The organism is Vibrio sp. 10N.286.55.E10 (assembly GCF_002872555.1).
GTDB classification, from domain to species: domain Bacteria; phylum Pseudomonadota; class Gammaproteobacteria; order Enterobacterales; family Vibrionaceae; genus Vibrio; species Vibrio crassostreae.
The window spans coordinates 1-265 of record NZ_MCSD01000053.1; the positions used below are offsets into that span (position 1 = coordinate 1).

Annotated in this window: 2 tRNA genes; both read right to left on the reverse strand. The window is 50.9% G+C overall.

Annotation, left to right across the window (positions count from 1 at the left end):
- Positions 1-11: 11 nt before the first annotated feature.
- A tRNA-Met gene (locus BCV39_RS19920) sits at positions 12-88 on the reverse strand.
- Positions 89-137: 49 nt separating this feature from the next.
- Positions 138-213, reverse strand: a tRNA-Gly gene (locus BCV39_RS19925).
- Positions 214-265 lie beyond the last annotated feature (52 nt).

The following is a 265-nucleotide window of genomic DNA, read 5'->3' on the forward strand; positions in this document are numbered from 1 at the left end:
TAACTGTAATGTGGTTGCGGGAGCCGGATTTGAACCGACGACCTTCGGGTTATGAGCCCGACGAGCTACCAAACTGCTCCATCCCGCGTCCGGATGCATTGTTTAAGTCAATGAATCTTGCCTTTAAAAGGCTAATTTGGAGCGATACATCGGGTTCGAACCGATGACCTCAACCTTGGCAAGGTTGCGCTCTACCAACTGAGCTAGTATCGCATTAGTTAATCGCTGCTCTTACTGCCTTGGGCAGCTCTTACCGCCTTGGGCA